Annotated in this window: 20 protein-coding genes; 9 read left to right on the top strand and 11 right to left on the bottom strand. The window is 68.5% G+C overall.

What is annotated here, in order from left to right; all coding sequences use genetic code 11:
• Positions 1-79 precede the first annotated feature (79 nt).
• Together NDI79_RS07770 and secF are read right to left on the bottom strand one after the other, a co-directional pair.
• A complete protein-coding gene (locus NDI79_RS07770) occupies positions 80-1651 on the bottom strand; it encodes a preprotein translocase subunit SecD (RefSeq protein WP_310927906.1) in 1572 nt (523 codons plus the stop codon).
• Positions 1651-2547: a protein translocase subunit SecF gene (secF, locus tag NDI79_RS07765; protein ID WP_310927905.1), complete on the bottom strand. Its 897-nt coding sequence runs from the start codon at positions 2545-2547 to the stop codon at positions 1651-1653. The genes NDI79_RS07770 and secF overlap by 1 nt, the downstream gene beginning before the upstream one ends.
• A 117-nt stretch (positions 2548-2664) precedes the next feature.
• Here secF and NDI79_RS07760 point away from each other — a divergent pair, with 117 nt between their 5' ends.
• Complete coding sequence (locus NDI79_RS07760; protein ID WP_310927904.1) at positions 2665-3072, top strand: DUF7968 family protein; 408 nt, start codon at positions 2665-2667, stop codon at positions 3070-3072.
• A gap of 6 nt (positions 3073-3078) precedes the next feature.
• Here the strand turns inward: NDI79_RS07760 and NDI79_RS07755 are convergent, their stop codons facing one another.
• The 3 genes from NDI79_RS07755 to NDI79_RS07745 all read right to left on the bottom strand — a co-directional run bounded on the left by NDI79_RS07755 (position 3079) and on the right by NDI79_RS07745 (position 4332).
• Positions 3079-3369 (bottom strand): hypothetical protein, encoded by a 291-nt coding sequence (locus NDI79_RS07755; protein WP_310927903.1) that lies wholly within the window; start codon positions 3367-3369, stop codon positions 3079-3081.
• A gap of 47 nt (positions 3370-3416) precedes the next feature.
• The gene (locus tag NDI79_RS07750; protein ID WP_310927902.1) at positions 3417-3692 is read right to left on the bottom strand and encodes a hypothetical protein; all 276 of its coding nucleotides are present in this window, start codon (positions 3690-3692) and stop codon (positions 3417-3419) included.
• A gap of 103 nt (positions 3693-3795) precedes the next feature.
• Positions 3796-4332, bottom strand: a complete 537-nt coding sequence (locus tag NDI79_RS07745) for a DUF5812 family protein (protein ID WP_310928704.1) — start codon at positions 4330-4332, stop codon at positions 3796-3798.
• A 100-nt stretch (positions 4333-4432) separates the two neighbouring features.
• On the opposite strand from NDI79_RS07745, the gene NDI79_RS07740 reads away from it, so the two are divergent.
• The 3 genes from NDI79_RS07740 (at position 4433) to NDI79_RS07730 (ending at position 6510) form a co-directional block, all read left to right on the top strand.
• Positions 4433-5041 (top strand): GNAT family N-acetyltransferase, encoded by a 609-nt coding sequence (locus tag NDI79_RS07740; protein WP_310927901.1) that lies wholly within the window; start codon positions 4433-4435, stop codon positions 5039-5041.
• Positions 5042-5108: 67 nt separating this feature from the next.
• Positions 5109-5822 carry a CDP-alcohol phosphatidyltransferase family protein gene (locus NDI79_RS07735; RefSeq protein ID WP_310927900.1) on the top strand — a complete coding sequence of 238 codons (714 nt, stop codon included), beginning with the start codon at positions 5109-5111 and terminating at the stop codon, positions 5820-5822.
• A gap of 1 nt (position 5823) precedes the next feature.
• Complete coding sequence (locus NDI79_RS07730; RefSeq protein WP_310927899.1) at positions 5824-6510, top strand: TVP38/TMEM64 family protein; 687 nt, start codon at positions 5824-5826, stop codon at positions 6508-6510.
• A 56-nt stretch (positions 6511-6566) separates the two neighbouring features.
• On the opposite strand, the gene NDI79_RS07725 is transcribed toward NDI79_RS07730, so the two are convergent.
• Together NDI79_RS07725 and NDI79_RS07720 are read right to left on the bottom strand one after the other, a co-directional pair.
• Positions 6567-8519, bottom strand: a complete 1953-nt coding sequence (locus tag NDI79_RS07725; RefSeq protein ID WP_310927898.1) for a DUF7405 family protein — start codon at positions 8517-8519, stop codon at positions 6567-6569.
• Positions 8520-8765: 246 nt separating this feature from the next.
• Positions 8766-9299: a DUF8056 family protein gene (locus NDI79_RS07720; protein ID WP_310927897.1), complete on the bottom strand. Its 534-nt coding sequence runs from the start codon at positions 9297-9299 to the stop codon at positions 8766-8768.
• 467 nt (positions 9300-9766) lie between these two features.
• Between NDI79_RS07720 and NDI79_RS07715 the strand changes: the two genes are divergently transcribed.
• Together NDI79_RS07715 and NDI79_RS07710 are read left to right on the top strand one after the other, a co-directional pair.
• Positions 9767-11059, top strand: a complete 1293-nt coding sequence (locus tag NDI79_RS07715; protein WP_310927896.1) for a glucose-6-phosphate isomerase — start codon at positions 9767-9769, stop codon at positions 11057-11059.
• Positions 11060-11136: 77 nt separating this feature from the next.
• Positions 11137-11886, top strand: a complete 750-nt coding sequence (locus tag NDI79_RS07710; protein ID WP_310927895.1) for a CPBP family intramembrane glutamic endopeptidase — start codon at positions 11137-11139, stop codon at positions 11884-11886.
• Between the two features lie 76 nt (positions 11887-11962).
• On the opposite strand, the gene NDI79_RS07705 is transcribed toward NDI79_RS07710, so the two are convergent.
• Both NDI79_RS07705 and NDI79_RS07700 read right to left on the bottom strand, forming a co-directional pair.
• Entirely contained in the window at positions 11963-12421 is a 459-nt protein-coding gene (locus tag NDI79_RS07705; RefSeq protein ID WP_310927894.1) for an NOB1 family endonuclease, read from the bottom strand.
• 23 nt (positions 12422-12444) lie between these two features.
• Positions 12445-12690, bottom strand: coding sequence for a PRC-barrel domain-containing protein (locus tag NDI79_RS07700; protein WP_310924721.1), 246 nt, complete (start codon positions 12688-12690; stop codon positions 12445-12447).
• A 296-nt stretch (positions 12691-12986) separates the two neighbouring features.
• On the opposite strand from NDI79_RS07700, the gene infB reads away from it, so the two are divergent.
• The 3 genes from infB to NDI79_RS07685 all read left to right on the top strand — a co-directional run bounded on the left by infB (position 12987) and on the right by NDI79_RS07685 (position 15414).
• Positions 12987-14807: a translation initiation factor IF-2 gene (gene infB / locus NDI79_RS07695; RefSeq protein ID WP_310927893.1), complete on the top strand. Its 1821-nt coding sequence runs from the start codon at positions 12987-12989 to the stop codon at positions 14805-14807.
• Positions 14808-14878: 71 nt separating this feature from the next.
• Positions 14879-15088: a hypothetical protein gene (locus NDI79_RS07690; protein WP_310927892.1), complete on the top strand. Its 210-nt coding sequence runs from the start codon at positions 14879-14881 to the stop codon at positions 15086-15088.
• A gap of 107 nt (positions 15089-15195) precedes the next feature.
• Complete coding sequence (locus tag NDI79_RS07685) at positions 15196-15414, top strand: DUF8015 family protein (RefSeq protein WP_310927891.1); 219 nt, start codon at positions 15196-15198, stop codon at positions 15412-15414.
• Between the two features lie 47 nt (positions 15415-15461).
• Here the strand turns inward: NDI79_RS07685 and NDI79_RS07680 are convergent, their stop codons facing one another.
• Together NDI79_RS07680 and NDI79_RS07675 are read right to left on the bottom strand one after the other, a co-directional pair.
• Positions 15462-15842, bottom strand: coding sequence for a DUF5811 family protein (locus NDI79_RS07680; RefSeq protein WP_310927890.1), 381 nt, complete (start codon positions 15840-15842; stop codon positions 15462-15464).
• Positions 15843-15928: 86 nt separating this feature from the next.
• A complete protein-coding gene (locus NDI79_RS07675; protein ID WP_310927889.1) occupies positions 15929-16399 on the bottom strand; it encodes a pyruvoyl-dependent arginine decarboxylase in 471 nt (156 codons plus the stop codon).
• Positions 16400-16492 lie beyond the last annotated feature (93 nt).

Genomic DNA, 16492 nt, shown 5'->3' with positions numbered 1-16492 from the left:
AAAATAGACGGACGGTGTCGGGGTCGTCGAAACCGCCGCGAACGGCGGAGAGTAACGCTCCGTGACAGGAACCGCGACCTCAGCGGTCGATAGTCGTCAGCGACCGGAGGATGTCCCCGTAGGCCGGGCGGGTGACGAGGACGCCGACGAGGACGCCGAGGATGGTGAAGATGGCGAAGCCCTGCAGGTCGCCGAGCGACAGCACCGCCAGCGGCGACATCGCCACGATGGTCGTCGCCGCGGCGGCGCCGATGACCCAGAACGCCTTGCGGAAGCGCGACTGGAAGATGCGGCGCGAGGACACTTCGCCCTCGGCCATCACCTCGTCGGCGATGATGATGAGGTCGTCCACCCCCGTCCCGATGACGGCGATGAAGCCGGCGATGACCGAGAGGTCGAGGGGGTAGCCGATGGCCGCCGCGGCCCCGAGGAGGATGACCACCTCGGAGAGCGCGGTGACGATCATCGGCGCGGCCACCTTCACGTCGCTGTAGCGGACGAAGACGACGCCGCTGACCGCCAGCACCGCGACGATGCCGGTGATGAGCGAGTCGAACTTGAAGCTCTCACCCTGACTCGGCGAGACGTAGGAGGTGGTGCCGCCGTCCTGACCCGAGAGGTCGAGTTGCGCCGGGAGCGCGCCGGCGCGGAGGTTGATGGCGACCTGCTGGGCCTCGGAGGTGTTGCGGGCGGTCAGGACGAACTCCGGGCTGTTCGCCCACTCGCCGCTCTGCATGCTGCCCGCGAGACCCCCGTCCATCCCGAACGCGTTGACGACGTCGCCGTCGACGACGAGGAGGAGGCACGGTTGCGTGCTGTTGGGGTTCTGGTCGTACGTGCAGGAGGTGCCGCCGGGTTGTGCGATTCCCGTTCTGACCAGCGACTGCTGGAGTTCGGGGGCCACGGAGGATTTGATGGTGACCGGCACGGAGGGACTCGAGCCCTGCTCCTGCACGGAGCCGATGGTCTGGAAGTCGTTCTGCTGGAGGACGACCTCCGAGCGGTAGGTCGTCGACCCGTTCTCCTCGACGGGGTAGTACGCCTGGACGACGACGGTCCCGCGTTCGGAGACGAGTTGGCGGACCTCGCTCGTGTCGCGGTTCGGCACCTCGACGCGGATGAAGTGCTGGCCCGTCGCGGTCGTCACCTGCTGGACCGACCCCCCGGAGAGGCCGGCCTGGTTGATCTTGTCGGTGAGGATGCGGACGACCTCCTCGCGCGTCGCCGCGGTGACGCCGTCGCGGACCGTCTCGAAGCCGTAGCCCGACGACTGGAGGGCGTTCCGGAACTCCTCTTGCGTGACGTTCTCGGCCGTGACTTCGACCGTCGTGGTGTTGGCCGACTGGCGGGCGATGACGTCGGTCACCGTGGCGTCTTCGAGGTTGGAGGCGACGGTCTGTTCGACCACCCGCGGTTGGTCGCCGCCGAACTGGACCCCCTCGGCGGTCACGCCGACGAGGGGCGCGCGGATGCGCGTCCCGCCGGAGAGTTCGAGGCCGAACTGGAGGTTCGTCGGTCCGGTGTCGGTGGCGTTGCCGACGGCGCCCGACCCGGAGTCCCCGCCGATCGTCGGCGAGAACAGCGCGAACGTGGAGACGAGGAGGAAGACGACGAGGAGGGCGACCCGCCAGTTGTCCCGGAGGCCCGCCATCACCGACGCACCCCCTCGAACTTGTACCAGCGAAGCAGGCTGAGGTTGAGCATGTAGGTGTTCATCAGGTCGGCGGCGAGACCGAACACGAGGACGGTCCCGATGGCCGCGAGCAGTTGGATGCCGAACAGCGTCGCCGTGACGGTCATGACGATCATCGCGGCGATGGAGGTGAGCGTCATCGTCACCCCGGTCCGCATCGCGCGGTACGTCGACTCGTAGAAGTCTCCGGAGCGCCGGAGGATGTGGTTGTTCAGGAGGATGTCCGAGTCCACCGAGTACCCGATGAGCATCAGGAGGGCGGCGACCGTCCCCAGGGAGAGTTGGATGCCGAGGAGATTCATCAGAGCGACGGGGATGACGATGTCGGAGAACGCCGAGATGACGACGGCGATGGAGGGGACGAACGTGCGGAACATGGCGAAGACGAGAACGCTCATGCCGAGGAAGGCGACGGCGACGCCGCCGAGGGCGAGCAGTTGCGTGTCACCGCCGAAACTGGCCGACACCGAGGAGACGGAGCGGACCTCGAAGCCCGCTTGCTCGGCCTGCTGGGACAGCGTGTTCGCGTCCGTGCCGGCGTCCGGCCCCGACGCCGAGTCCGACTGGAACGTCACGATGTACAGTCCGCTCTCGGCCGGGACGGACTGGACGGAGGCGGGTTCGGCGTCGAACGCCTCTTGAATCTGTTCCTGCGCGTCGCCGGAGCCGTCGACGACGACCTGAATCTCCGTCCCGCCGGTGAAGGCGATACCCTGGTTGACGGGAACGCCCGTCATGACGTACCACCCGCCGATGACGAGGAGCGCGACCGCCGACACCGCCAGGGGGACCGCGGCGAGTTGGCGATTCGTGTACCGGGTGTAATCTACCTCCGGTACCGTGAAGTCGACCATGCGTGGCGTTCGTCACGGTCCCCGAATAAGCCTTCTTATACGCCCCCACTCGTCGACGGCCGGTACGCGGTCCGTGCGACCGTGAGACGTTTTGACTCGGAGGGCGTACCGAGGCGCATGGACGACGGCAGCGCGAACGCGACGGCGGCACCGAAAGAGCACGGCGAGGCCCGGCGGGTCGTCATCTCCTATCCGGACGACCTCAGCGCGTGGGCGCGCGACCAACTGGAGACAGACCGCTTCCGCCTCTACCTCCGGCGAGTGCTGGAGGACCTGACGCCGGGCGAGACGTGGGAGGAGTTCGTCGACGTGGGCTGTTGCGGCAACTCACTAGACGTCCCCCTCCGCATCGAGTCCGTCGACGGCGCCGAGCGGATGGGCCCCGACACCGAAGTCGAGTACGCGACGCGCGAGAGCGAACCCGGCGAGGTGGAAGGCGGGTGGCGGGTCCAGAGCGCCGACGGGCCGACGCCGACGAGCGGGAAGGAACGGGGAAAACGCGAGGAGCGCGGGGAGGGGTCGTAGTCGGTCTCAGGCGAGAGCGCCGTTCGTCAGGTCGAGGACGATGCCCGCGATGCCGAGGACGAACAGGACGACGAGCGACCAGAACCACAGGTCGCTGTCGGCGATTCGTTGAATTCCGTCGTCCGTCGTTCCCCGAGAGGCGCTCCGAGCGAGCGTCACCAGCACGAACAGGCCGAACGCCGCGAACACGACGCCGAACAGGGTGACGCCTTCGGTGAGGAACTCGACGACGCTGTCGACGACGAGCGCCAGCGCGTACAGTCCCATGCAGACGACCACGACGCGTTCTCTGTCCATACGGGGCCTCGTCGCCGGACGACGATAGCTCTTGGGCGGCCGAGGACTCAGAGAAAGCGGAAGACGGCGCCGACGGCGAGGAGGACGATTGCGACCGTCTGCGGCCAGAAGAACCAGTCCCGCTCCGCGAGGCTCCGGAGGCCGTACTTCCCGTCCCCGTGGCGCAGGTTCCAGGCGCCGGACGCCACGAGCAGCAGTCCGCCGAACGCGGACAGCGCCCCGCCGAGGGAGAACCCTCGGGTGCCCATCGTCCACGCGCCGGCGAGGAGGTAGAGGGCGCCGACGCACGTGTACTGGATCACCAACGCTCGCACTCGGTCCATGAGAGGGGGTTCGGGCGGACGGTATAACAGACCACCGTCCGGCGGCGCCGAATCGGTGGGACGGCGAAGCCGCGTCCGCGCGACGCCCGCGCCGGGGACGGGGTCAGGGCATGTACCGGACGACGACGACGCCGGGGGCGGTCCGAATCTCGACGCGGTTCACGCCGAGGCGGGCCGCCCGCGACAGCGTGTTCTCCGCGTCGTCGGCCACGTCGGCGGCCGCCTGGTCGGTCTCCTCTTCGGGTACGGTGATGACGTGAATCTCCCCCGTCCCCGCGCGCTCCTTCCGGGTGAGTTCGCCCGTCGGTTGCGACGCGGCGACGTCGCGGGAGTCCGCCGTCGGCGACTCGCCGGACAGTTCGATGGTGAGCCCCCACCGCGACTCGATGTCGACGAGTTGGTAGGAGACGTTCATCGGCGGGTCGGGGGCGACGACGCCCGTGACGGCGTCGTGGCGTTCGACGCCGGGGTTCGACGACAGCGTGTGCACCTGCCCGGTGTCGACGTTCTTCAGCACCGCGGAATCCTCGTCGGCGGCGGTCACGAGGAACGTCCCCTCGACTCGCTCGTCGCCGCCGCTGTCGGTCCGCCCCGCGTCGCCGAACGGTTCGTCTCCGCCGACTCCGTCGTCCTCGGTCATCCCCTCCGAGTAGGCGCGGCGACCACTTCGGGGTTTCGTCACGGCCCCGGCGGCGCGTCTCTCCAGAGGAGTTATCGCCGTCGCCGCGGACGCCTCCGGTATGCCTCCGCTGTGGCGACTGACGCGGACCGGACCGGCGCGGCGACTGTACGAGACGTCGAAGCGCGCCGGTATCACGGGGACGCGGATGTACCAGTACGTCGCCGACCCGACGGACGGGAGAGGCGCCGACGGCGACGTCGACGGCGTGCGGTTCGAGGTCCGACGCCCGGAGGAGGCGGGCGAGGAGTACGACGCCTTCGCCGAACTTCTGCCCGAAGAGCGGGTGCTCTGCGCGCTGGACGGCGGGGAGATAGCGGGCTACCTGTTCGTCAGCGTCGACGCGGCCCACCGCGTCCACCCCCTCGAAGAGACGCTCCGGTTCGACGGCGCGTACGTCCGGCGGGTGTTCGTCCGACCCGACCGTCGGAACCGCGGTATCGCCACCGCGCTGGTGTCGCGGGCGCGCGACTGGGCGCGGGAACGCGACGCGGCGGCCGTCCACGCCCTCGTCGCCCTCGACAACGCCCCATCGCGGTGGACGTTCGAGGCGAACGGCTTCGAACCGCGCCACGAACACGTCTACTACCGCCTCTTCTGCCTCTCTCGCCGGTCGATAGACCCCTTGGAACCGGAACGGAGCGCTCGGGAGCCAGGAGTAGATATATAGATTTCTTTTTAGTATATATTCTCAGGTTAAATTTATACTCCTGCGGTCGGGTGGAGTGAGTAGAGCCATGTCGAACGAAGGACGGTCGGCGCGCGGGTGGGCGGAGCGACTCGACGCGCGGGCGCGGCGGGTCGTCGAGTCCTCGACGGGGGAGAACATGATTCGGCACCTGAGCGTCGCCGACTGGCTGAGCCTCGCGGCCCTGTTCTGGGCGTGGGTCGGCGCGGTGCTGTTCGTACAGGGGGAACCGAACTGGGGTATCCTCGCCGTCCTCGTCGGGTTCGTCTTCGACAAACTCGACGGCTACTACGCCCGCGAGTACGGGTCGCCGTCGGCGTTCGGACGGCGGGTCGACTCCTTCATCGACGTCTTCACCTATCTCGTCTCCGCCGCCCTGCTCTACCACGTGGCGATGCGGCCGAACTGGGTGGCCAGCGCCGTCGTCGGCTTCGTCGTCCTCATGTTCGGCGGCCTCCGCCTCGTCCGGCACAACGACGAGGGGTTCGTCGGCGACGGAGAGGGGGAGGAGAAAGCGGGAACGAGCTACTACCGCGGGACGACGGTGGTTCACACCCACCTTGTCGTCCTCGCGAACTACTTCCTCCTCCAGTTCGTCCCCGTCTGGAACGGCTGGCTCGCCGGCCTCACGATTGTCGCCGTCTGTCCGCTCATGACCTCGGAGTACCGGGCGCAGAAGACGGAGGACGCCCACCTGCAGGTCGCGGTCGGCGGCGCCGTCGCCGTCGGCCTCTGTCTCGCCTTGGAGTTCGGCCCGCTCTGAGATGCGGACGCGACTGTTCGCGTCCGCGGCGGCCCGCCGGGCGGCGCTCGTCCGACTCGGCCTCCTCGCCGCCGTCGTCGCCGCCGCCGCCCTCGCCGTCCGCGCGTACGCCCCGTTCCTCCTCGACCCAGAGTGGATACGGTCGGCGGTGGCCGGCCTCGGCCCGTACGCCGCCCCGGCGTTCGTGCTCGTACAGGCGCTCCAGGTGATCTTCGCGCCGATTCCGGGACAGGCGCTCGGCGTCGTCGGCGGCTACCTGTTCGGCGTCGCGGCCGGGACGGCCTACAGCATGCTCGGCGTCCTCGCCGGGAGCGCCGTCGTGTTCGCCCTCGCGCGGCGGTACGGCCGCCCGTTCGTCGAACGGGTCGTCGCCGACGACGTTCTCGACCGCTTCGACGCCTTCGCCGAGAGTCACGGCGTCGTCGGCCTCTTCGTCGTCTTCCTCCTGCCGACGTTCCCCGACGACGCCGTCTGCGCGCTGGCCGGTCTGACGGGGATTCGCCTGCGAACTTTCCTCGCCCTCGTCCTCGTCGGCCGCCTCCCGACGTTCGTCCTCGTCGCCCTCGCCGGCGACGAGTTCGCCTCCGGTCGGGCGGCGGTGGCCTTCGGCGTCCTCGCCGCCGTCGCCCTGCTCTCGGCGGTGGTCTACCTCGCCCGCCGCCGGACCTCGGAGTCCGACCCCGCGTGAGTCGGGTCGGACGCCCCGTCGAACGCCGCGGGCCGCGGACGAGGCTCAGCCTCGGACTACTCGACGGACACCGCCGCCTCGGCCGTCACGGCGACGCCGTCGCGCGTCTTTCCGAAGAGCCGTCCGACGCCGTCGCCGTCCTCGAAGCCGGCCTCTTCGACCCGGAAGAGCGCGATGCGCTCGTCGAGGCCGTCGCCGTGCGAGTCGCCGTACACGCGCTCGACGGTCGCCCCTCGACCCTGGTCGACCTCCGTTCGCGGGCCGAACCGGAGCGTGCCCGCGTCGAGGTCGGCGACGTGTACGTCTTCGGTCGATCTGAGCTCGACTGGGAGATACCCCTCGGCCGGAAGCGGGTCGGGACTGACCTCGATATCGAGGTCCAACGCGCGCGGCGTCGGCAGGGAGCGCAGCGTTATCGGCGGCACGAGGAAGTTCCCCCGCCGGGTGGCGAGGATGTACTCCTGAATCCCGTGCGCGTCGAGTTCCGCTTCGACCTCGGGGACCGGGTCGTGGCGAACGCTACCGTCGGGTGAGCTGAACGCTATCTCGTTCATCGCCCGCCGGGTCGTGACCATGTCCTCGTTGAAGCGCATCAGCGCGAGGAAGTGCAGGGCCGAGTTGGGCGGTATCGACCGCTCGTCGGGGGCCATCTCGTCGGCGTTCGGCAGGTCCGCTCCGGTCCCGTCCAGGGAGTTGAAGTCGCGGCGGAGGAGCAACGGTTCCAACCGACCGCATCGCTCGCCGTCGCCGACGCGGGTGCCGTGGTCGATACGGGCGCGCGCGAGCTTCTGAGCGTGCCCGATGACGTTTCCCTCGTCGACGGCCGCCTCCAACCCCTCTTCGCCGCCCGATTCGATGACCTCCTTGACCGCGCGCGCGGCGTCGATAGTCTCCCGCGCCACGTCGGACTCCGCGTCGTCGTCCCGCATGGGATACCCGCCGGGGTCGCTTCGGTCTCCGAGTTTCCGCCCGGTCACGCCGGTGTTTTCGAGGTCGTGACGCGGGCTGAACATCCGGGTCCGACGGGAGGTGAGGCTGTCACCGTACCAGGTGATAAGGTCCACCTCCAACCGGGAGAGGTGTTGGACGGTCCCTTGAGCGAACTGCCCCGGCGGTCGGGCCTCGCCGTCGTCGAACCGCTGGTCGTGGACGAGCGTCACGTTCTCCTCCTGGTTCGCGTTGTCCTCGAAGGACGACCGGAAACCCATCGTGAGCTGTGCGTCCTCGGGTATGTCCTCGTTGGGGTTGCCGAACCCCTCGTGGGCCCGGACCGCCTCGGTGTCGTCGCCGGCGACGCCGACGCCGACGAACCCGGTTCGGCGGTCGGGGTAGGCTTCGGGCTTCTCGAAGAGTCCCTCGAACGTATGAGCGATTTCGACCTCCTCGAGTTCCTCGCAGTTGCCCCACAGCGCTTCCTCGGCCGCGAGGATGTTCGTCACGTTGTCGCTGGCGAGGTCGACGAAGAGGTCGTACGGTTCGAGTTGCGGGTCCTCGAACGCCTCGTACGTCCCCGGGGTCCGCTTGACCATCGCGTCCGTCGACGCCCGGTTATCGAGGAGGCGGGCACCGCTCGGAAGCGCGTCGTCGAACCGGTCCCAGTAGGGTTGCCCGTAGCTGACGGTGAAGAGCAGTCCGCGGTCGCTCCACTCGAACGCCTCCTCCAGTTGCGAGAGCGCACCCTCCATCTCGGCCCGGTCCGCGGGCGACGGCTCCCCCGCGCCTCGGTAGTTCAGACACAGGAGTACGTGGAAGTCGACCCCCGCCGGGGACGTATCGGAATCGGTCAGAAACCGGTTCCAGGCGTGCTGTCTGTTGTCGCGCTCGGCTGCGGTCGCGGGCGCGGCTCCGGCGGTACCGGAGAACCCGACGACGGCACCGGACGTCGCTAACGCGCTCGCTCCGCCGATGAGGAGGGCCGATTTCATGAACTCCCGACGCGCGACGCCCTCGTCCGTTCGTTCGCCCCGTTCCTCGTCGCCGCCACCGCCCGCCGCGTGACTACATGGCATAGACCCTTCGATGACAAAGGTGGACATAACTATTTCTTAAGAAACCACCTATGTATGGACCTCTAGCTAATAAAAATGAGACTATCGTCCGATAAAGGGCCGATGTTCGGAAGTTCTCCCGCCGCATCGAGTCGGGGAGTCGCCGAACCCGAGTCCGCACCCCGCTCCGGGTCTCGCCGCTCGCGAGCGACGAGACAGATTCGATGGGACGAGCGGGCGGAGCGAGAGCGGCGACCCGCGCCGGACTCAGCCGAACAGTTTGTGCGCGGCGGCGACCAGCAGCGCGCCGCAGAGCGGAACGACCCACGAGAGCGCCTGCGGAATCGCGTAGAGGAGCGCCACGAACGGCGCGAACACCCCCGACGGCGCGGGACGCGTCACCGTCTCGCCGTCCAGCACGAACGTCTCGGGCATCGAGGCGACGACGCCCAAGTAGAGGGAGAACAAGAAGAGGTAGCCGGCGACGGCCAGCGCCACCTCGTACCGCGGCGTCGACTCGATGTCGCGTCGGTAGCGGCGGGCGACGGCCAGCGTCGGGGCGACGGCCGGGAGGACGACGAGGAGGCCGACGACGATGAAGAAGGCGCGAGAGAGCGTCAGCGACCCGCCCTGCACCGCCGCCGTCCGGCCGAGGAGGACGACGATGGCGGCGACGACGAACAGCGAGACGAGCGCGACGGCGAGGGCGCTGCACAGGACGTACGACTTGAACAGGAGCGACCGACTGCGGCGGAAAGCGTAGGGAAAGGCCCCGAAGACGCCGTTGTAACCCGTTGCCATCGTCGGAGGTTAGGGGCGGCGACTCTTGAGCGAACCGGTCTCGTTCGTTGTACGGGATTCAGGTGAACGGGTGAGTGTCGAATCCGGCGCAGACGCTACGACTGAGAACGCTACGAAAGCCCCCGCTCGCTCGGGTCCCGGGACTCGCTGTGCTCCTCGTCGCTCACTGCGTTCGCTCCTGCGGTGCTTGCTTCGTCCGGGTTCCCCGAGCGAGCGGCCCCTTTCATTCCCGCCCGACGGCGGCCGGACGGGCCACACTGGGCGGGATTGAAAGGGACGGTGCGCTGGACGACGGCGGGCGAAGCAAGCACCGAGTGAGTGAAACGAGCGAGGCGCACAGCGAGCCCCCCGAGTCCAGCGTGTCGGGGCTTTCGTGGTGTTATCGTCACTGACCGTTCCGTAACGGACGCGACCAGCGACTCCCGACAATACCCATCTTTTTGCCCGCCCCCGTCGGGCGTTCAGGTATGCGAGTAGACCTCGGTAACGCGCTCTCGACGACGCCCGGCGTCTCGGAGTCGTCGCTCGAACGGTTGGACGAACAGGTGGCGGCGGCGCACGAAACCATCGAGGAAGGGAGAGAGAACGCCGAACACGGCTACGCCGCGCTGAACCTTCCCGACACCGCCGACCCCGACGCGATTCGGTCGGCCGTCGAACCGTTCGACGCCCCCGAGGCCGTCGTCACCGTCGGCATCGGCGGGAGCGCCCTCGGCGCGGCGACGCTCTCCTCGGCGCTGGCGGAGCCCTCGGACCCCGACGCCTACTACCTCGACAACGTCGACCCAGAGCGCGTCACGCGCCTGCTGTCGACGCTGGACCTCTCGGAGACGGTGGTCAACGTCGTCTCGCGGTCGGGCACGACGGCGGAGACGCTGTCGAACTTCCTCGTCGTCCGGGAGGCGATGGACGACGCCGGCGTCGACTGGACCGACCGGACGTTCGTGACCACCGGCGAGGAGGGCAATCTCAGAAACCTGGCCGAGAAACACGACCTGCCCTCGCTGCCGGTTCCGGACGGGGTACCGGGTCGGTTCTCCGCGCTGTCGACGGTCGGACTGGCGGTGGCGGCGATTCAGGGACACGACCTGGACGCTCTCCTCGCCGGCGCCCGCGCGGAGTCCGAACGGCTCTCGGGGTCGCTGTTCGAGTCGCCCGCCTACGCCTACGGCGCCGCGTCGTACGCACTGGCCAACCGGGGCGCGCTGACGAACGCGATGATGCCCTACGCCGAGGACTTGGAGTACTTCGCCGAGTGGTTCGCGCAACTGTGGGCCGAGAGCCTGGGGAAGGACGGACTGGGCCAGACGCCCGCGCGCGCCCTCGGCGCGACGGACCAACACTCCCAACTGCAACTCTACCGCGCCGGCCCGCGCGACAAACTCGTGACGCTCGTTCGACCGACTGAGCGCGCGGACCGCGGAATCCCGGAGACGGACTTAGAGGGTCTCTCCTACCTCGGCGGGTCGTCGCTCGGGGAACTCTTGGATGCCGAGTTCGAGGCGACGGAGGCGAGTCTCGCCGCCGCGGGCGTTCCGAACGTGCGCGTCGAGATAGACGCGGTGGACGAACGCGGACTGGGCGAACTGCTGTACGGGATGGAGGCCGCGTGCGTGCTGTACGGCGAACTCGCCGGCGTCTCGACGTTCACCCAACCCGCCGTCGAGTGGGGCAAGCGCGCCGCGCGGGGACTGCTCGGCGGCGGCGACTTCGAGGAGGCCGACGCGGTGTCCGAGAAGACGAGCCTCGTCGTCGAGTAGCCGTCGGGCCGGAAACGAAAAACGAGAGCCGGGACCGGCACCCCTATCCGCCGCCGCCGCCTATCGAGGGCAACGAAATGGCATCCGACGTCTCCTCGTCCTCGCGGTCGGACCTCCGGACGGCCCTCCGCACGTTCGGCGGCGTCGTCGTCGTCGTACTCCTCGTCCTCGTCTGCGCCACGATATTCGTCTCGTTCGGGACGGCCCTCCTCCGGGCCGTCGGCGTCGACCCCAGCGGGGCGCTCGGAACGGCGCTGGTCAGCGCCTCCCAGTTCGTCGGCTTCGGCGTCGCCGCCGTCGGCTACCTCACGGTGACCGAACAGTGGGACCTGATATATCGTCGGCTCCCGACCGGACGCGACCTGAAGTGGGCGGCCGTCGGGTTCGGGGTCCTCTTCGGTCTCTATCTGCTCATCAGTTTCGGGCTCACGCAGTTGGGCGTCGACACCGGCGATAGCGCCGTCGCGGCGACGGCGGAGGGCCAGCCGATTCTGTTCCTCTACTACATCCCCGTCACCCTCCTCCTCGTCGCGCCGATGGAGGAACTCGTCTTCCGCGGAGCGGTGCAGGGGCTGTTCCGCCGCGAGTACGGCGTCCCGTTCGCCATCGCGGCGTCGAGCGCGGTGTTCGCGTCCATCCACTTCACCTCCTTCACGGGCGAGGGGGCGCTGGTGTCGCTCGTCGTCGTCCTCGTCCTCGGGGGGGTGCTCGGCCTGATTTACGAGAAGAGCGAGAGCCTGCTCGTGCCCGTCGCCGCCCACGGCCTCTACAACACCGTCCAGTTCGTCGCCAGTTACGCGCTGGCGGTGGGGCTGATTTCGGGGTAGTCGGGGAGGTTCTCGGAGGGAGCCGCACCGCTCGGCGGCGTGAAAAACGAAGAATCGCACCGCGTCGCGCCGCGTCTTACGCGGGGTTCTTTCGCGCGAGGTCGCTGCCGCAGATGGGACAGCGCTCCTTCTTCTCGTCGAACTCGCGGCCGCAGCCCTGACACTGGAACCGCCAGTCGCGTTGCTCCTCGATACCGTCCTGCGCGATGGCGTTCACGGACACGTTGACCCGTTCGGCGACGTTCTGCATCGCGTAGTCGTCGGTGACGAGGGTGGCGTCGAGTTCGAAGGCGGCCGCGAGGAGGCGGATGTCGGTGTCCGAGAGCGTCTCCCGGTCGCCCGTCTCGCCGGCGGCGCGGCGAATCTTCTCGACGGTGCCCGACGCCGGGATGTGGACGTGCATCCCCGCCCCCTCCATCGCGTCGAATCGGAAGGAGGCCTCTCCCTCCAACTCCTCTGCAACGAGGGGGATAGAGGCCGTCTGGTCGTCGGTGTGATACTCGTGGATGAACGCGGAAGAGTCGAGAACCTGCATCGGCACTGTGTCTGTATTGCTCCTTATCGCTGGACGACGATGTAGTCTTTTACGGCTTGAACGCTGGAGACGGGAACGCGGAAGCGCCCGTCTTCGTCCCGGTCGAAGGGAATCTTCTCGGAGCGGACCTCCTCGTGCGGCGAGACGAGCAGGTCGTGCAGCGTCCCGGTCTTCAGATTCATCGTGATGTTGTACAGCATCCCGAGTTCCGTCCCGTCGGCCCCCATGACGGCCTTCCCGGAGAGGTTCTCGGCGAGTACGTCGGCCATGACCGGAGATATTCGACCACGGTTACATAAGTGCCACGGGGTCCGTCCGACGGCCGTCGGACGACACGGTCGGGGGAGCGCCGGCGCCCCCTCCTCCTTTCGATGTCGGGCGGAACCCGCATCCGATGGGTCTGTCGCCGGGGGTCGCCGCCGGCCGTCGACGGAAGCGCCGGAACGCGATTCGGCCGAAATCGGCGGACTCCCCGTGTCTCGCGTTCACGCGCGTCCCGACGTGACGATGGACTTAACTTCGACGCCACCCGCCTATCGGTACGAACTTCTCGGAGTGACTCTTCATGTCTGACACCGACGCCGACGCTGACGCCCCTCCCGCAACCGAATCGAACGCACTCCGGACGCCCATCGTCGCCGTTCTCGGGCACGTCGACCACGGCAAGACGACGCTGCTCGACAAGATACGCGGCTCGGCGGTCTCGGAGGGCGAAGCGGGCGCCATCACCCAGCACATCGGCGCCACGGCGGTCCCGCTCGAAACCGTCTCGCAGATGGCCGGGAGCCTCGTGAAACCGGAGGACTTCGACCTGCCCGGACTCCTGTTCATCGACACCCCGGGGCACCACTCGTTCTCGACGCTCCGGTCGCGCGGTGGCGCCCTCGCCGACATCGCCATCGTCGTCGTCGACGTGAACGACGGCTTCCAACCGCAGACGCTCGAAGCCCTCGACATCCTCAAGCGCACGGGCACGCCGTTCGTCGTCGCCGCGAACAAGATAGACACGACGCCCGGATGGAACCCGCAGGACGGGTCGCCCATCCAAGGGAGCTACGAGAGCCAATCCGACAGCGCCCGCGGGCGTCTGGACGAGAACCTCTACGAGATAATCGGGAACCTCTCCGACGAGGGGTTCTCCGCGGACCTCTACTGGCGCGTCCAGAACTTCCAGAAGAACGTCGGCGTCGTCCCCCTCTCGGCGATGACCGGCGAGGGCATCCCGGACCTCCTCGCCGTCCTGATGGGTCTCTCCCAGCGCTACATGAAAGAGGAGATGGAGATAGACATCTCCGGCCCCGGCGCGGGGACGGTCCTCGAAGTGAAGGAGGAGCGCGGGTTCGGCGCGACGGTGGACGTGGTACTGTACGACGGGAGCGTCCGGGAGGACGACACCATCGTCGTCGGCGGCGTCAACGGCCCCATCGTCACCGAGGTGCGCGCCCTCCTGCAACCCCGCCCGAACGCCGAGATTCGGACCGAGAAGCGGTTCGACAAGGTCGACGAGGTGCGCGCCGCGGCCGGGATAAAGATAGCCGCGCCGGACCTCGACGACGCGATGGCGGGCGCGCCCATCCGGGTCGTCCGCGATCGCTCCGAAGAGGACGTCATCGACGATGTCACCTCCGAACTGGCCGAGATAGAGGTCGACACGGCCGACGAGGGCGTCGTCGTCAAGGCCGACACCCTCGGCAGTCTGGAGGCGATGGCGAACGCGCTGAAGGAGGCGGAGGTGCCCATCCTCCGCGCCGAGGTGGGCGATATCGCACCGCGCGACGTGGCCGTCGCGTCGACGGCCCGCGAGATGGAGCACAAAGTCATCCTCGGGTTCAACGTCGACGTCCTGCCGAACGCCGAGGACGAACTCGACACCAGCGACGTGCGCCTGTTCGAGGACGACGTGATATATCAGCTCATCGAGGAGTACGAGGGCTTCGTCGACGAGCGACAGCGCGCACAGCAGGAGACGGTGCTGGACAAGATCATCCGGCCGTGCCGCTTCCGCATCCTCGAAGACCACGTCTTCCGGCAGTCCGGCCCCGCCGTCGTCGGCGTCGAGGTGCTGTCGGGCACGCTGAAGAACAACACGAACGTCGCCAAGTGGGAGGGGAGCAAGCCCACCCGCGTCGGCCAACTCTCGGGCATCCAAGAGCAGGGCGAGGACGTCTCGGAGGTCCGCGCCGGCAACCGCGTCTCCATCGCCATCGACGGTCCCACCGTCGGCCGGCAGATAGACGAGGGCGACGAACTGTGGACCGAACTCCCCGAGAAGCACGCGAAGATACTCGAACAGGAACTCTCCGACGAGATTCCGGCCGACGAACTCGAAGCGCTGACCGGTTACCTGGACAAACACCGCCAGCGCGACCCCTTCTGGGGCAAGTAGCGGGCATCGCTTCGGCGGTCACCCGCGTCGTCGACGGTAGCTTTTTTGCGAATTGTCGTCGTTCCTTAGCCGTGTCCTCGTCGAATCGCTCGCGCCGGAGAAGACGACTGAAAGCCGCCGGCTCGCTCGCTCTCGTCCTCGGTCTCGCACTCGCGCGGGAGCGCTTGGTGCCCGCCGGTTCGACGCTCGATATCGGTCTCACCCTCTTCGGAACGGCGGTGCTGGTCGCCGTTTTCGCGAGTCTGGTCGTCGGACTTCGGCGGGGACGGTTACCGTGGTGAACGGGAGAGCGAACGCTCCGAGCCGACGTACCCTCTGGTGTCGACAGTCCGATTCGGAGTAACCTTTGGGACGAATCCGCCAGTAACGAGTCGCGGAGGCGAGTACGATGCGCGTCAGGAAAACCCCGACTGGCGAGACGGTCGGACCGCTTCTCGAATCGCGCTACGACTGGCTCCTAACGACGGTACCGCTTCCGATGCTCCTCGGGACCGTCGGCGCGGCGGCCGCCGGCGTCCCCGCCGCGGTCGGCGTCGGCGCCGGGGGACTTCCCTCGGCGGCGATGCTGGCGTACGCGCTGTTCGCGGACCCGCCGCTCTCGGAGTAGGTGCGGAGAACGGTCGAAACCGTGCGGCGCGGAACCGAAGAAACGTCTTACCGAGCGGTCGGCGTCAGGTCGTCGCCGACGGCGCTCATCACCTGGAACGCCGCCGAGGCGGCGAGGCCGCGAGCGACTTCGTCGCGGTCGTCGTCGGTGAGCCCCGACTCCAGGTCCTCCTCGTCCGGGGTGAAGCCGGCGCTGATGGGCCGACCGACCGGCGGGTGGACGGCGACGGTGGCCTGCGGCCCGTTCGACCCGTACGAGAGCTCCGAGCCCACGGCGTAACCCTCCGGGAGGTACGTCTGCGTGCGCGAGACGATGCCGGCGACGGCCTCGCGGAGGTGCCGTACCTCCGACGCCGAGAGTTCCGATTCCTCGGGGCGACCCGCGTCCACCACACCGGGTGCGCCCGCGTAGGGGTTGTTTCCGTTCATAAGGATGAGTCGTAGAGCCTACGGGAACGCGAAAGATAAAGCCGTCGGAGGAACCGAGAACCGCCGTCGTCGGAAAGGGCCAGCGTTCAGAGGATGGGTTCGCTCCGCCCGTAGGCGGCGAGGGCGACGGCGGTGGTGTACCCCTCGCCGTCGTTCTCGGCGGTCGCCAGCGAGACGCGTTCGTCCTCGAAGTCCCACTCGCGGAGGCCGCGGCCCGCGTCGAGACCCTCTTTGACTGCGCGGCGGACCGCGTCGGGGTTCTCGCCGGACGCCTCGTAGAACAGGCCCGGACCGGGACCGGTCGTCCAGCCGAGACCCGCCGAGACGGTGCCGACGCCGCCGGTGGTCGCCCGCGCCTCGACGACGGTGAGTCGGTTGCCCGCCGGGCCGAGGTCCGGGGCGACGTCGACCGCTTCCACCGTCGCCCCGGCGGGGATGACCGAGGAGACGGGGACGAGGTTGTAGTTGTGGACGTTGGCCGCCGCGAGGGCGGCGTCGTAGGACGCCATCTTCGTGGGGGCGGTGCCCGCGCCGCGGACGACGTAGATGGTGCTCATCGTCGGAGAACGGCGCCGCGGAGAATAAGGGGTTACGGAACGTCCGCCGGTGCAGAACCGCAGACCGCGGAAGCGGCGCGGCCGGCGAGGTGC

This window comes from Halogeometricum sp. S3BR5-2 (genome assembly GCF_031624635.1).
Classification (GTDB): Archaea; Halobacteriota; Halobacteria; order Halobacteriales; family Haloferacaceae; genus Halogeometricum; species Halogeometricum luteum.
The sequence above is the reverse complement of the archived record's forward strand: the minus strand, read 5'-3'. Positions and strand labels throughout refer to the sequence as shown.

Coding starts and splice junctions, on each gene's coding strand:
- NDI79_RS07720 (WP_310927897.1), bottom strand. CDS start 9,299: ATGGCAACGGGTTACAACGGCGTCTTCGGGGCCTTTCCCTACGCTTTC.
- NDI79_RS07700 (WP_310924721.1), bottom strand. CDS start 12,690: ATGGCCGACGTACTCGCCGAGAACCTCTCCGGGAAGGCCGTCATGGGG.
- secF (WP_310927905.1), bottom strand. CDS start 2,547: ATGGTCGACTTCACGGTACCGGAGGTAGATTACACCCGGTACACGAAT.
- NDI79_RS07730 (WP_310927899.1), top strand. CDS start 5,824: ATGCGGACGCGACTGTTCGCGTCCGCGGCGGCCCGCCGGGCGGCGCTC.
- NDI79_RS07705 (WP_310927894.1), bottom strand. CDS start 12,421: ATGCAGGTTCTCGACTCTTCCGCGTTCATCCACGAGTATCACACCGAC.
- NDI79_RS07710 (WP_310927895.1), top strand. CDS start 11,137: ATGGCATCCGACGTCTCCTCGTCCTCGCGGTCGGACCTCCGGACGGCC.
- NDI79_RS07685 (WP_310927891.1), top strand. CDS start 15,196: ATGCGCGTCAGGAAAACCCCGACTGGCGAGACGGTCGGACCGCTTCTC.
- NDI79_RS07745 (WP_310928704.1), bottom strand. CDS start 4,332: ATGACCGAGGACGACGGAGTCGGCGGAGACGAACCGTTCGGCGACGCG.
- NDI79_RS07740 (WP_310927901.1), top strand. CDS start 4,433: ATGCCTCCGCTGTGGCGACTGACGCGGACCGGACCGGCGCGGCGACTG.
- NDI79_RS07755 (WP_310927903.1), bottom strand. CDS start 3,369: ATGGACAGAGAACGCGTCGTGGTCGTCTGCATGGGACTGTACGCGCTG.
- NDI79_RS07715 (WP_310927896.1), top strand. CDS start 9,767: ATGCGAGTAGACCTCGGTAACGCGCTCTCGACGACGCCCGGCGTCTCG.
- NDI79_RS07680 (WP_310927890.1), bottom strand. CDS start 15,842: ATGAACGGAAACAACCCCTACGCGGGCGCACCCGGTGTGGTGGACGCG.
- NDI79_RS07750 (WP_310927902.1), bottom strand. CDS start 3,692: ATGGACCGAGTGCGAGCGTTGGTGATCCAGTACACGTGCGTCGGCGCC.
- NDI79_RS07725 (WP_310927898.1), bottom strand. CDS start 8,519: ATGCCATGTAGTCACGCGGCGGGCGGTGGCGGCGACGAGGAACGGGGC.
- NDI79_RS07760 (WP_310927904.1), top strand. CDS start 2,665: ATGGACGACGGCAGCGCGAACGCGACGGCGGCACCGAAAGAGCACGGC.
- NDI79_RS07735 (WP_310927900.1), top strand. CDS start 5,109: ATGTCGAACGAAGGACGGTCGGCGCGCGGGTGGGCGGAGCGACTCGAC.
- infB (WP_310927893.1), top strand. CDS start 12,987: ATGTCTGACACCGACGCCGACGCTGACGCCCCTCCCGCAACCGAATCG.
- NDI79_RS07770 (WP_310927906.1), bottom strand. CDS start 1,651: ATGGCGGGCCTCCGGGACAACTGGCGGGTCGCCCTCCTCGTCGTCTTC.
- NDI79_RS07675 (WP_310927889.1), bottom strand. CDS start 16,399: ATGAGCACCATCTACGTCGTCCGCGGCGCGGGCACCGCCCCCACGAAG.